We start from the raw sequence: 13,556 nt of genomic DNA, 5'->3' as shown, positions 1-13,556 counted from the left end.
CCTACTTTTAAGGCGCTGTTGTTTGCTCAACATCAGCGTTTTGCGGCGTTTCCTTTATTAGCGATTCACAGCTTTTAATTGGTTTTTCTTCGATGACAATTTTCCACTCTTTATTGTCATAGCGCAGGGCACTTGCGTGTTGTGCTGACACTGAATAGCGCACACATGGCTTGAGCACAAGCGGTACAGACGTGTAGCGGTAGTTTCCATTTTTATCGGCTTTACTTGAGGTAAATTGGATATCATGATGACCGGGTGTTAGTGTATCCCACTTTCTATCGTCAAAATATCGTTGTCCGTCTATACCTGTTATATAGACATCAACATTTTGATCATCTGCGGGATTACTTTTTGAGCCGTCTATGATGGCGTAGGGTTCACTTGCACACGCACTTAGCAGCGCAGTGATGACTAGGGCAACTATTTTCTTCATTTCAATCTCCTTATTATTATTAACTATACTGCTACCACCAATATAGTTAAATAGTTAATATTTAACAAGAAAATTAAACAATGAGAACAACGAGAGTTAACGCTTCTTAAGCCTTATGCCATGGTCAATTAACTCGATTTTACCTTTTTTAAGAAGGTTCCCGACTGTTGCTTTGAATGTTTTTTTACTAACACCGAGTACTTTTTGAATCAGTGCAGGCGAGCTTTTGTCGTGTAGTGGTGATTGACCACCATTTTCTTCTAAATGTTTTAACAGCGTATCAGTAAAGTCGATAACTTTTCCTCTACCGGGGCGCGTCAGCGTTATGGTTAATCTGCCGTCGTCACGTTGCTCTTTTATAAAGCCCTTTAATTGCTGGCCGGTTTTTAGTGGTTTAAACACATCAGAAAAAAACAACAGCCCCCAGTGTTCATTATTGACGATTACCTTAAAACCTAGATCCGTTTTAGCAGCGACCGTCAGGTCAACTTGTTCAAATGGACTATAGTTAGGCGCCCAAATGTGCAAATATTTGTCTAGCTTGCTAGAGGCAACAATGCGCTCAGTTCGTTCGTCGAGTAACACCTTTACCATATAGTGCTTACCCACTTCCATACGAGTATGTTGTAGGTTGTAAGGCACCAATAGTTCTTTTTTTAAACCCCAATCAAGAAACGCGCCCATCTTATTAACAGCGATACATTTTAAACAAGCAAAATCATCTACCACTGCTTTAGCGTTTGCTGTTGTTGCTACTAATCTATCGGCAGCATCTTTGTATACAAACACGGACACTTCGTTTTGAGTATCTGCAGGTACTTCTTTGTGTGGAAGAATAATTTCTCCGTGATCAAGGCCGTCAAGGTATAACCCTTGAGGTGTTTCATTAACTATTGCTAAGGTGTTGTATTGACCGATTTTTAACATGGTGGGCATCGACGAATGATTTTTCTGTATTTTACTTTAAATAGCACGAAATCGCGATGTTTGTCTGAGGGTTTTAAACAAGTGCTGTGATTATTCTGATTTTTTGGCTACTATACAATTAGCTTTTGACAGCGTTGTCATTAATAACGGGGTTGCTATGTCACAACAACAAAAAAAACGAATACTATCGATTGATGCCTTGCGTGGCTTCGACATGATTTGGATTCTGGGCCTAGAAGGGATATTCGCTGCGCTTTTCACCATTACGGGTTTTGCTTTTTTTCAATCTTTGGCGGGACAAATGCTACACAGCCAGTGGCATGGATTTACTGCCTATGATCTTATCTTTCCGCTGTTTATCTTTTTATCAGGTGTGAGCCTTGGTATTGCCGCCAAACCGCTAAGTCAGTTACCAACTGAAAAGGCTAGGCAAATAAAAATACATGGTGTAAAGCGATTTCTCCTGCTGATGTTTTTTGGTGTGCTGTACAACCATGGCTGGGGCGGTGGGATTCCTGCAGACTTTGACGCTATCCGCTATGCAAGTGTTTTAGGGCGAATTGCTATTGCTTGGTATTTGGCGGCATTATTGGTTTGGTATACCACTGTGCGAACACAATACGCCGTTACTATAGGTTTACTGTTAGGTTATTGGGCACTGCAAGCTTGGGTTTCAATTGGTGGTTATGGCGGCGGCGACTACACTGCAACGGGTGCCTTGAATGTGTGGTTTGATCAACACTTGTTGCCAGGTATTACTTATCAAAATGCGCCATTAGATCCAGAAGGTATTTTATCCAATTTAGGCTCTATCGTTAACGCGGTTGCTGGTGTGTTTGTCGGTAGATGGCTTAAAGCATATCAGGACAACCCTAATAAGCTACTTCGTATCCTCGTTGGCGCGGGTGTCGCATGTATCGCAATTGCTTATCTTTGGCATAACGTATTGCCGATAAACAAAACGCTATGGACATCTTCATTTGCGATACTAACCATTGGCTACAGCATATTATTACTAGCGCTATTTTATGGTGTTATAGATGTGCTGGGTATAAATCGCTGGGGGCAGTTTTTCGCCATTATTGGTGTCAACTCAATTATCATTTACCTCGCTAGTGCATTAGTGAACTGGCAGTATACAACGCAAAGCTTATTTGGCGGTGTAATACAGGCGTTTCCAACAGCGTATCATGCGCTGTTTACTATCCTCTTTATGGTCGCCGTACAGTGGTTAATATTGTATTGGTTATTTAGACACAAAATTTTTATAAAAGTATAAAAATTGGTGTAATTGACTAATTCAGCTAAATTTACATTATTGTAATTGTAAAAAATATTGTAACAATTTAAAGCCAATTAAAACTTTTAATGTATTGTTTTAATTAGCTTTTTTCTTTTTATTTGCATTTTATTTCCGTGTTTTCGTGATTTAGGCGCGAATTTTGTAATACCTGTTTACAACTTTGTTAAGTTTTGTTGCATCTAAATAGGTAGTCTATGTGGCAAAGCAATCGTAATTGCAATATTTTCGAGGATTGAAAAGTGGCTGAATCTAAAAAAGGTCGTATCTTACAAAAACTGTTACCTATCTTAATTCTTATCATCGGCGTGGTATTCATGGGCATGTTTAGCGGCATGAAGCAGCCTCCTGCAGAAAAAGAGAAGGTTGATAACACTCCTATTGTCGCTGTACAGGAAGTAGAAGTCTCGCCGTTAATGTTAGAAGTAAAATCATACGGCGTTGTTAAACCTAAGTTTGAAACTGAGCTCATTTCGCAAGTAAGTGGACAAATTGTTGAACTGTCTGACGCTTTTGTTCGTGGTGGCTTTGTCAAAGAAGGTGAATTACTTGCGCGTATTGACCCAAGTGATTACGAAGCTGCACTAATTGAAGCGCAAGCAAGCTTAGCAACAGCTAAAGCCGGTTTGGAGCAAGAGAAAGCGCAGGCGAAAGTAGCGGAAGAAGAGTGGAAACGCATTACTAACGCTTCACCGACTGAACTTAGTTTACGTAAACCACAATTGGCTCAGGAAATAGCGCGTGTAAAAGCGGCGCAAGCTGCAGTGCTTAGAGCGGAAAGAAACTTAGAAAGAACTCAAGTTAAGGCGCCATACGATGCCATGATTGAAATGCGAAACATTGGTTTAGGCGCATTCGTAAACATGGGTTCTCGCTTAGGCAAGGTGCTTGGTACTGATGTTGCAGAAATTCGTCTGCCGGTACCAGATTCACAATTACAATTTCTTATCGACCAAGGCATTGCAGCTAAGGTTGAATTAGAAGGTAAATTTTCTGGCCAACCAATGACATGGCACGCACATGTTGCACGCAGTGAAGGTGTAATAGACGGCGAAAGTCGCATGAGCTATCTGGTTGCTGAAGTATCAGACCCGTATCTATTAGGTCTTGTTGAAAACATTGATGAAAACACAACACCATTGCGCTTTGGTTCATACGTTAACGCAAAAATTCAAGGACAAGAAATAGCGCAAGCGACTACAGTACCACGTTATTTAGTGAGTGATTCTCGTGTACCAATCTTAAACGAAGAGCTTAAATTGCAATATGTAGATATTACTATATTAAGACAAGATGGCGCACAAGTGGTGGTGTCTCATGGTTTAAATCAAGGCGATCGCATTATTACCTCAGCATTGGACTTCCCTGTTGATGGAATGCAACTTGCGTTACCTAGCAATAAAACTGACCTTGAAGAAAAAGAAGCGGTAGAGGAAGAACAAGAACCACAAATCGCGAGCAACGAGGGCTAAGCCATGAAAATAGATACCAATAAAGGCATTATTGCGTGGTTTGCTCGCAATAGCGTTGCAGCAAACTTGTTGATGGTATTCATTATTGTTGGTGGATTGCTAACTGCAGGCACCATCAACAAGCAAATGTTTCCACAATTTAAAATTAACTGGATTGAATACAGCGCGGCTTACCCAGGCGCTGCGCCACAGGAAGTGGAAGAAGGGATCACCATTAAAGTGGAAGAAGCGCTTGAAACCGTACAGGGCTTAAAGCGTGTTATCACCTATTCAAACCGAAACTACTCAAACGGTTGGTTTCAAGTGGAAGAAGGTTATGATCCTCAGGTCGTTTTGGAAGAAGTTAAATCTCAAATTGATTCTATTCCGAGTTTCCCCGCAGGTATGGAACGCCCCAAAATTGAACGAATTAAGTTTACCCAAGAAGTGCTTTGGGTCAGTTTGTATGGTGACTTGTCTTATCGAGATCTAAAAGAGCTAGGCCGCGATATTCATGATGAGATTCAGCAGCTGCCGATGATCAACGTTTCAGATTTTTACGGCGGTTTAGGTTATGAAATATCAATTGAAGTGAGTAAAGATAAGCTGCGTGAATATGGCTTGAGCTTCCAACAAGTTGCTAGCGCAGTAAGAGGTTTTTCTCGCAACATGTCTGCAGGTCAAATACGGGCAGAAAATGGTTACATCAACCTACGTGTTGAAAATCAGGCCTATAGAGGCCATGAATTTGAGAACCTGCCTGTTATTACGCGCGCTGATGGTACCAAGATATTACTTGGCGACGTAGCAACAGTTGTTGATGGCTTTCAAGAAGGTATTCAATACTCTAAGTTTAATGGTAAGAACGCGGTAAGCTTCTTTATTGGCGCGGCTGAGAATCAAAGTATTACAGATGTTGCCAGTGTTATTAATCGTTTTATCGAAACAAAGAAAGCTGAATTACCTGATGGTGTGATGATTGACCCTTGGGTGGATTTAACCTTCTATTTGGAAGGTCGCTTAGACATGATGTTAGAAAACATGCTTGGCGGTGCGGTCTTAGTTTTCATGATGCTGGCGCTATTTTTAAGAATTAAACTAGCGTTTTGGGTCATGATAGGTTTACCTGTGTGTTTCCTAGGTACGTTAATGCTTATGCCTATGGAATTCACCAATGTTACCATTAACCTGGTGAGTTTATTCGCCTTTATTATGGTGCTGGGGATCGTGGTCGATGACGCCATTGTTATGGGAGAAAGTGCGCATGCCGAAACCGAAGCGAAAGGGCATAGTGTTGATAACGTGATTCGAGGTGTAAAACGTGTTGCAATGCCAGCAACCTTCGGGGTGTTAACAACAATCGCTGTGTTTGTACCATTTATCTTAGGCGATGGTCCTGAAAGTGCCTTTGGTAAATCAATTGGTTACGTCGTTATCTTATGTTTACTGTTCTCACTGGTAGAGTCGAAGTTGATTCTTCCTGCGCATTTAGCTGGAATGAAAGAAAAACCAGCTGATTCTAATTCGTTATCTGATCGCATGCGTCGTAAAGTAGATGGCGGTGTACAGTTTTTGATTTATAAGGTTTATCACCCATCATTGAAGGTGTTTTTAAAACATCGTTGGGCAGTACTATCATTTTTCATCGCGGTAATCTTTATTACTGTGGGCTTATTCCAAGGTGGCCTTGTTCGCTACGTTGGTAACGGAAAAATACCACATGATTTTCCGCGTATTACCATAGAAATGAATGTTGATACTGCTGAAAAAGATGCGTTAGCTACATTGTTACGTGTTGAAAACATCGTTAATGACGTAGAGCAGAAGATTGTAGATGAGTACGGCAAGCCTATGGTGGAAGACATGCACGTGCAAATGAATGGTCGTACCCAAGGTCGCATTATGATGAAACTAGTGCAACCTGATGACCGTCCAATTGACCCGTTTGAACTGTCTGACCGCTGGCGTACGGCAATACCATCACTTCCAGGCGTAAAATCTGTTCGCGTACAAGACACAATAGATGGCGGTGGCCGAGAGGATGGTGATATCTCATTTAGGCTAGAAAGTACCAATGACGAACAATTAGTAGCAGCGGCGACTGCACTGAAAGCCAAGTTGAACTCAATTAAAGGTGTCGGTGATGTTGCAGATTCTCGTCAAACTAGTGCGAAGGAAGTGCAATTTACCCTTAAGCCATTGGCATATAGCTTAGGCTTATCATTGTCTGATATCGCGTCTCAAGTCGCTTATAGTTTCTATGGCTTAGAAGCGCAACGTATCTTGCGCGATAGTGAAGAAATTCGCGTGATGGTGCGCTATCCACAAGCGCAGCGTAGCTCAGTAGGACACGTTGAAGATACGCTTATTCAAGCTCCTAATGGCGCTGAATTACCGTTAAGCCAATTAGCAGATATTACGATGAAGCAAGGTGTAACACGTATCCGTCGTGAAAATGGTAATAGAACCATTAATATTTGGGGTAGCGTTGATGCTGAACAAGTAGAGCCATTCAAGGTAGCTAACGACATTCGCGACAACTATATTCCAGAATTGTTGCGCCAATTCCCAACGGTTAAAACCAATGTTTCGGGTCGTATAGAAGAAGAAATGCGCAGTGCTAATGAACAATTAAAGAATTTGGTCATTTCATTGATGGTTATCTTCTCGTTGTTAGCAATACCGCTGCGTTCTTATTCGCAACCGATGATGATTATGACAGTTATTCCATTCGGTATTGTCGGTGCAGTCTATGGCCACATCATCATGGGTATGGATATGAGCATGATGTCGGTCTTCGGTATTATGGCTGTTGTTGGGGTGGTAGTGAATGATTCACTGGTCATGGTTGATTATGTCAACAATGCAAGAAGAGAGGGTATACGACTTGTTGATGCTGTTGAATATGCGGGCACCAAACGCTTTAGAGCGATTATGCTGACCTCACTAACGACCTTTATAGGCTTAGTGCCAATCATGTTCTTTGAAACAAGCTTGCAAGCACAGTTGGTCATTCCAATGGCTGTATCACTTGGCTTTGGTGTCTTGTTTGCAACGGCGGTTACATTAATCTTAATACCATCACTGTACTTAATATTTGATGATATTAGACATATGAACACACGTACTTGGTATCATACCGGTAAAGGATTTAAGTGGTATGGTGGTCTTATTTCTAAACCATTCCAGCGAAAATCGCATGAATAATAAAAAGCCACCGTAAGGTGGCTTTTTTTTGGAAAATTTTAAGGTTTAACGCCGAGTTCTTTTAATCGTTCCATCAAATAACTGTGTTGTGTGTGCCTCTCAGACAACACAACTTCACTGCGCGGATGCAAAAACAACGGCAAAGAAATACGAGACTTCATTGCTTCTTCACCACTTGGGTTGATCACCCTGTGGCTTGTTGATGGAAAATAACCGCCTGAAGCTTCTTGCAGCATATCGCCGATATTAATGATCAAGGTACCAAAATCTGCTGGTACATCAACCCAAGTATCATCCTTTTGTTGTACTTGTAATCCAGGTTCGTTGGCTGCTGGTAAAATAGTCAACAAGTTAATATCTTCATGAGCGGCTGCGCGAATAGCGCCAGGCTCTTCATCACCAGTTAATGGCGGATAATGCAATACTCTTAGCAAGGTATTAGGGGTATCCTTAATCATATTAGACAAGGGCTCTGAATATTTTTGAGCAATCTCTGGTGGGCTATATTTTTCTACCCAGTCTAGCAGCTCTGCGGCTAATTCGGAGGCAAGTGCATAATATTCAAGAATATCGTCCTTAAGTGAATCAGGAATCCTCCCCCAAGGGTATACGTGGTAATACTCTTTAATATCTTTTTTAGTATGACCTTTTGCAGTTTCAGATATTTCAGGAGCAAAATAACCGTCCTGCTTTTCTACGCTAAAGGCAAAGTCGTTTTTTTCTTGTGATTGAAAAAAGGCATACCATTGCTCATATATGCGATTGACCAATGATTGTTTGATCGGGTGATGAGTTAAAACACCAAATCCACTGTTATGTAAGCTTTTTACAAATTTTTCAGCGGCATTTTCATCTTCATAATTGACGACGTCTACGAACATTGTGGAAATTCCTAAGCTAGGCTTTGAATTAATTGTTAGTTACAATTAAGCTAAATGTAGCATTCTACTAAAGATTTAACCAAATGAAGATAACTAAGACACTATTTATTGCGGCTACCGTGGCAACCATAGCTGCCTGTTCATCAAACGAAAACGCGTGCGAAGATGTTAATGTTCAGCATCAGCAGATTCAGCATTGTCAGTCACTGCAAAGACAAATTGATAACGCAAAAGATCAACCGCTTAGACGAACTGAACTAGAGCGCAGATTTGAACAAGATTGTGTTGATATTCGTTTCTATAGAGATGATAAACAGCCTGCAATTTGCGAAAACAAAGAAGAGGCAAAAGCGTTTGTAGAGAAGCAAAAACAAGAGAAAAAGTAGGTTTTTTAACTATTTTTTGAAAGCGCTTACATTTTCTTGTGGCGCTTTTTTGTTTTTTATAAAACCTATATAATTCATTAGCTTGGTGTTTTTTTGGTACCTGTATTTGAACGTTTTGTAGAAAGTTGAACGTTCAAATTTACGCTAAATTCCTTTATTGAACGACCCTTTACATTCCCTTCGCTAATCTCAACATGAATAAAAAAATAATGCGGGCATTAAAAGCTCGCTTACAACATTCAGTTAGGGATTTATATGAGACATCAAACCAAAAAGGGGCGAAGCAAAAAAACAGCTTTTAAGTACTCTTTAGTTGCCTGCGCAGTATTAGGTATTTCTGCCAATGCAATTGCACAAGAAGAACAAGCTCAGCCGTCGCCTGATACCGAAAATGTTGCCGCTGAAAACGCTGAAAATAATGTAGAAGTTATTGAAGTGACGGGTCAACGCCGTAACCTTATTACTGCCCGTGAAATGAAAATGGGCGCCGACACAGTTATGGATGCCATCTCCGCGGAAGATATGGGTTCACTACCTGATCGAAGCGTTCTAGAAGCTATCTCCAGATTACCAGGTGTCGCCATTGAGCGATTTGCAGCAGCCAACGACCCTGATCACTTTGGCGTTGAAGGTGGTGGCGCGGTAGTTCGTGGTTTGACTCATGCAAGAACAGAATTTAATGGCCGTGACAGTTTTTCTGCTGACTCCGGTCGTGGTTTGAGTTTTGAAGATGTATCGCCGGAGCTGATGGGCTCGGTACAAGTCTTTAAAAACCAAACGGCTGATATGATTGAAGGCGGTATCGCCGGCACAATCAGCCTTAACACGCGTAAACCATTTGACGATCATGATGGTGTGGTTGCATTTACTGTAGACGGTACTTATGCCGATTTACGTGAAGAATGGTCACCTAACTTTTCAGGTCTTATTAGTGAAAACTACGACACAGACGCGGGTCGTTTTGGTTTCTTGGTAAATTACACAAATGCGACGATGGACGTGCAATCTGATGCTGTCCAAATTGGTCGTTATCGAGCACAAGATCGCGATCCAAACCTATTTGTGCCAGAGTCTGTGCGCTTAAGTAAAAAGCTAGACGATAGAACACGTGAAGGTTTTGGTGGCTCAGTACAGTGGGAAAGTCCTGATAAAACGCTACTTGTTACCGGTGAATACATTCGCTCTGAAGCAACATTGGCTTGGGGTGAAAATGTAGTTGAATGGGCGGATGATGGCAGTGTGGCGACTAATTTATTGCCAGTCGAAGGCACTACATTTGAAACAGATAGTGCAGGCTACTTTGAATCAGGTGTTATGACATCGGATGCGGGCTGGCGTGGTGACGCACCAGGCGGTATATACGGTGCGAAGCACTCATTGTTGACGCGTGTGCGCGATCAGGAATCTCAAGTTTCAGATGCGAGTATCAATATTAAATGGACACCAAATGAAAATTGGGCATTTAATTTTGACGTGCAACAAGTTGATGCGGATATGGATATCCTTGATGTGTCAGTTGGTGGTGCTGCTCGAGCGGTTGTTGGTTTAGATCGCAGTGGCAGCGGTGTTGCAGATGTAGTTTTACTAGATCCAACATTTAACAATCAGCCTGGATATGCATTTGATTCAACCTATTTACAAGACCCTTCTTCTTACTTCTGGCGTTACGCGATGGACCACATCTCAGATAACGAAGGTAAGGAATTAGCAGCTCGTTTTGACACAGAATATACGCTAGATGATAGCGTGTTAACGTCAATTATGGTGGGTGTGCGTCACTCATCTCGAGAACAAACAACACGTCAATCAACGTACAACTGGGGTAACTTAAGTGAAGGTTGGACGGCAAATGGCCCGCGTTGGTACGACCAAAACACAGTACCTTATGATGTGGTTAGTTTTGACAACTTAGCTAGAGGTCAACTAGCTATTGAAGGCGGCAACGATTTGTTGTTCCCAGCAATGGATATGGTACGAGATTACAATAATCTTGCGACCAGTTTAGCCAGTGTAAATGATAGCGGTTGGTTACCTTTGGCTGCGCGTGCAGGCGCAGAAGGTAACTTCTTACCAAATGAAATTAACCAAACCGATGAAATGAGTACGGCCTTTTATGTACGCTTGAACTTTGAAGGTGAGATTGGTGGATTTGAATACGACGCAAACGTCGGTGCGCGATATGTGCGTTTAGAAAACGACACATACGGTTTCATTAGCTACCCAGATGATCGCCCTGATGATCCAAATGACCCGACTGAGGTTGAAAACTACTTACCACAAGACCAAAAAGATTTTGGTAATGGTGCGTCTGAAAATACGGTCGAATCCAGTACTTATGATACTGTGTTACCTAGTTTGAACGTCAAGTTCAACATCACCGACGAATTCTTAATTCGTATTGGTTGGTCACAAGCGATTGCATTACCTGCGCTCGGTAACTTGCGTAACTACGTCAGTATCAGTGGTCAAGATTTACAAGTGGATTATGACGACAGTGTTGATCCACCGGTGCCTGTAAGCGCTGCCTATGACCGTTATACCGCGGCCTCAGGTAACCCGTATTTACAACCGATGGAATCAATGAATTCTGATATCTCTTTTGAATACTACTTCGGTGAGGGCGATTCATTAACCTTAGCCTTATTCCATAAGAGTTTAGAAAACTATTTCATCAATGGCGTTACCGTGCGTGATTACACCAATAATGGTGCTACTCAACAGGTTGAAGTTGCCGGTGCAACCAATGGTGATGAAGGTACAATTAAAGGTTTCGAATTTGCCTATCAGCAATTCTATGACTTTTTACCAGGTGCATTGTCTGGTTTAGGTATGCAGTTTAACTATACCTATATAGACGAAGAAGGTTCACCCAATGAGGGTCTGTCTGATGATGCGGGCGATAGTGTAGATGCAGGTGACTTTGCTTTTGACAACCTACCATTAGAAGGCTTGTCGCAAGATAACTTCAATGTTGCTGCTATGTATGAAAAATACGGAATATCAGCCCGTGTTGCTTATAGCTGGCGTAGTGACTACTTGCTAACTACACGTGATGTTATTACGACATTGCCAATTTATAACGAGGCCAATGGACAACTTGATGCTTCTATTTTCTATGATGTAACAGAAAACTGGAAGATTGGTTTCCAAGGGACAAACTTGAACAACAATATTACGGAAACAACTATGCAGGTGAACGAGGACGGTGACAGAGTGATACGTTCTTGGTTTACCAACGATAGACGCTACTCTATCGTGGTGCGTGGTAATTTCTAATAGTCTCCCTCAAGTGACGAGAGTCACTTACACGCTGTTTGGTGCCCGAAAGGGCACCAAATTTTTCTTTTACAACAACGCGTTTTCTTTTTAAGGTAACAAGTAAACAATAACAACCTGGTTTTTGAGTAGTGAATGAGTAAGGTCAATAGTATTAACCGTATCGTGATTATGGGCGGTGGCACTGCGGGATGGATGACAGCCGCGGCGTTATCAAAACTATTACCTAAAACACATTATACCGTTACGCTCGTTGAATCAGAGCAAATCGGCACTGTCGGTGTCGGAGAAGCAACCCTACCACACTTACGTTTTTTTAATCAGCGCCTTGGCATTGACGAAAAAGCATTTATGCGTGCAACCAACGCAACCTTCAAATTAGGCATAGAATTTTCTCATTGGGCTCAAATTGGCGATGCCTACATTCACCCTTTTGGCGACTATGGTGAGGGCCACAATGGGGTTGATTTTTATCAGTATTGGCTCGCAGAAGGCATTGCTGACATACATGACTTGGATAACTTTTCGCTTCCTGTGGCACTTTGTAACGCTAAAAAATTCGCTTTTCCTAGCGATGATTTATCCAATATTTCGTCTACCTATTCGTATGCTTACCATATTGACGCAGGCCTTTATGCCACGTTCTTGCGCCAATTTTCTGAGCAACATGGTGCAAGGCGTATTGAAGGAAAAGTAGTTGATGTTAAGCGCAGGGCATTATCTGGCAATATTGAATCACTAATACTGGAAAACGGCGCAGTCATTGAAGGTGACTTATTTATCGACTGCAGCGGCTTTAGCAGTATATTACTGCAAAAAGTGTTGGGTGTTGCCTTTGAAGATTGGAGTGAATTCCTTCCTTGTAACCGTGCTGTCGCCGTGGCCACAAAAGCGGTTGATAGCAACGTTTTGCCTTATACCAAAGCGATGGCTCGCGATGCGGGCTGGCAATGGAATATACCGCTTCAAAACAGGCAAGGTAATGGCTATGTTTATTGCGACAAGTTTATTAGCGAAACACAGGCCATAGATACTTTGCAACAGCATTTAAACGGCGAGCAAATAAATGATATCAATAGCTTGTCATTTACGGCGGGGAAAACTAAATGTGCATGGAAAAACAATGTTGTAGCAGTAGGGCTCTCTAGTGGCTTTTTAGAACCGCTTGAATCAACCAGTATTTACTTGATTCAAAGCAGCATTATGAAGCTCATAGAGTTTTTACCGCAATCGCAGAATATCAATCAATGCAGAACAGAGTTTAATCGCTTTATGGGTATGGAAATGGATCGAATAAGAGACTTTCTTATTCTCCATTATTGCGCAACAGAGAGAGAAGATAGCGAGTTTTGGCGTTATGTAAAACATATGCAATTACCAGATTCATTGGGTCAGAAAATGGCGATGTACAAATCGACAGGTTATATCGAAAAGTATCAATATGGTTTGTTTCTAACGCCAAGTTGGCAAGCGGTTTATCATGGCCAAAGAGTGCGACCTAATCAAATTGACACCAGAACAACACAGCTATCGGACGCTGACAGAAAGGCTTTATTGCAGCACTATAAAGAGCAAGTATTACGTTGTGTTGATGGTGCCCATGAGCACAGCCAAGTATTACAAAAGTTTCTTGGCTCTAGCCAACAAAGCCCAGCACCTGCAACCTTTAGTTTATATGGTGCAAGGAGAGCCTAG

9 protein-coding genes are annotated in these 13,556 nt (G+C 41.7%); 6 read left to right on the top strand and 3 right to left on the bottom strand.

Going from position 1 to position 13,556, the window contains the following annotated elements; all coding sequences use genetic code 11:
• Positions 1-7: 7 nt before the first annotated feature.
• Both QUD85_RS12045 and QUD85_RS12040 read right to left on the bottom strand, forming a co-directional pair.
• Positions 8-433 carry a hypothetical protein gene (locus QUD85_RS12045; protein WP_093326801.1) on the bottom strand — a complete coding sequence of 142 codons (426 nt, stop codon included), beginning with the start codon at positions 431-433 and terminating at the stop codon, positions 8-10.
• Positions 434-529: 96 nt separating this feature from the next.
• A complete protein-coding gene (locus QUD85_RS12040) occupies positions 530-1,360 on the bottom strand; it encodes a CvfB family protein (protein ID WP_093326803.1) in 831 nt (276 codons plus the stop codon).
• A gap of 157 nt (positions 1,361-1,517) precedes the next feature.
• On the opposite strand from QUD85_RS12040, the gene nagX reads away from it, so the two are divergent.
• The 3 genes from nagX (at position 1,518) to QUD85_RS12025 (ending at position 7,318) form a co-directional block, all read left to right on the top strand.
• Positions 1,518-2,639 carry a transmembrane glucosamine N-acetyltransferase NagX gene (gene nagX, locus QUD85_RS12035; protein WP_093327170.1) on the top strand — a complete coding sequence of 374 codons (1,122 nt, stop codon included), beginning with the start codon at positions 1,518-1,520 and terminating at the stop codon, positions 2,637-2,639.
• A gap of 263 nt (positions 2,640-2,902) precedes the next feature.
• Positions 2,903-4,132, top strand: a complete 1,230-nt coding sequence (locus QUD85_RS12030) for an efflux RND transporter periplasmic adaptor subunit (protein WP_322787090.1) — start codon at positions 2,903-2,905, stop codon at positions 4,130-4,132.
• 3 nt (positions 4,133-4,135) lie between these two features.
• Positions 4,136-7,318 carry an efflux RND transporter permease subunit gene (locus QUD85_RS12025; RefSeq protein WP_093326805.1) on the top strand — a complete coding sequence of 1,061 codons (3,183 nt, stop codon included), beginning with the start codon at positions 4,136-4,138 and terminating at the stop codon, positions 7,316-7,318.
• A 38-nt stretch (positions 7,319-7,356) separates the two neighbouring features.
• Here the strand turns inward: QUD85_RS12025 and QUD85_RS12020 are convergent, their stop codons facing one another.
• Positions 7,357-8,199, bottom strand: coding sequence for an isopenicillin N synthase family dioxygenase (locus tag QUD85_RS12020; RefSeq protein ID WP_093326808.1), 843 nt, complete (start codon positions 8,197-8,199; stop codon positions 7,357-7,359).
• Positions 8,200-8,282: 83 nt separating this feature from the next.
• On the opposite strand from QUD85_RS12020, the gene QUD85_RS12015 reads away from it, so the two are divergent.
• The 3 genes from QUD85_RS12015 to QUD85_RS12005 all read left to right on the top strand — a co-directional run bounded on the left by QUD85_RS12015 (position 8,283) and on the right by QUD85_RS12005 (position 13,556).
• Positions 8,283-8,585 carry a hypothetical protein gene (locus QUD85_RS12015; RefSeq protein ID WP_093326810.1) on the top strand — a complete coding sequence of 101 codons (303 nt, stop codon included), beginning with the start codon at positions 8,283-8,285 and terminating at the stop codon, positions 8,583-8,585.
• A gap of 255 nt (positions 8,586-8,840) precedes the next feature.
• Entirely contained in the window at positions 8,841-11,861 is a 3,021-nt protein-coding gene (locus QUD85_RS12010; RefSeq protein ID WP_093326812.1) for a TonB-dependent receptor, read from the top strand.
• 135 nt (positions 11,862-11,996) lie between these two features.
• Positions 11,997-13,556 (top strand): tryptophan halogenase family protein, encoded by a 1,560-nt coding sequence (locus QUD85_RS12005; RefSeq protein WP_093326813.1) that lies wholly within the window; start codon positions 11,997-11,999, stop codon positions 13,554-13,556.

It is taken from the genome of Thalassotalea agarivorans, assembly GCF_030295955.1.
GTDB classification, from domain to species: Bacteria; Pseudomonadota; Gammaproteobacteria; order Enterobacterales; family Alteromonadaceae; genus Thalassotalea_D; species Thalassotalea_D agarivorans.
The sequence above is the reverse complement of the archived record's forward strand: the minus strand, read 5'-3'. Positions and strand labels throughout refer to the sequence as shown.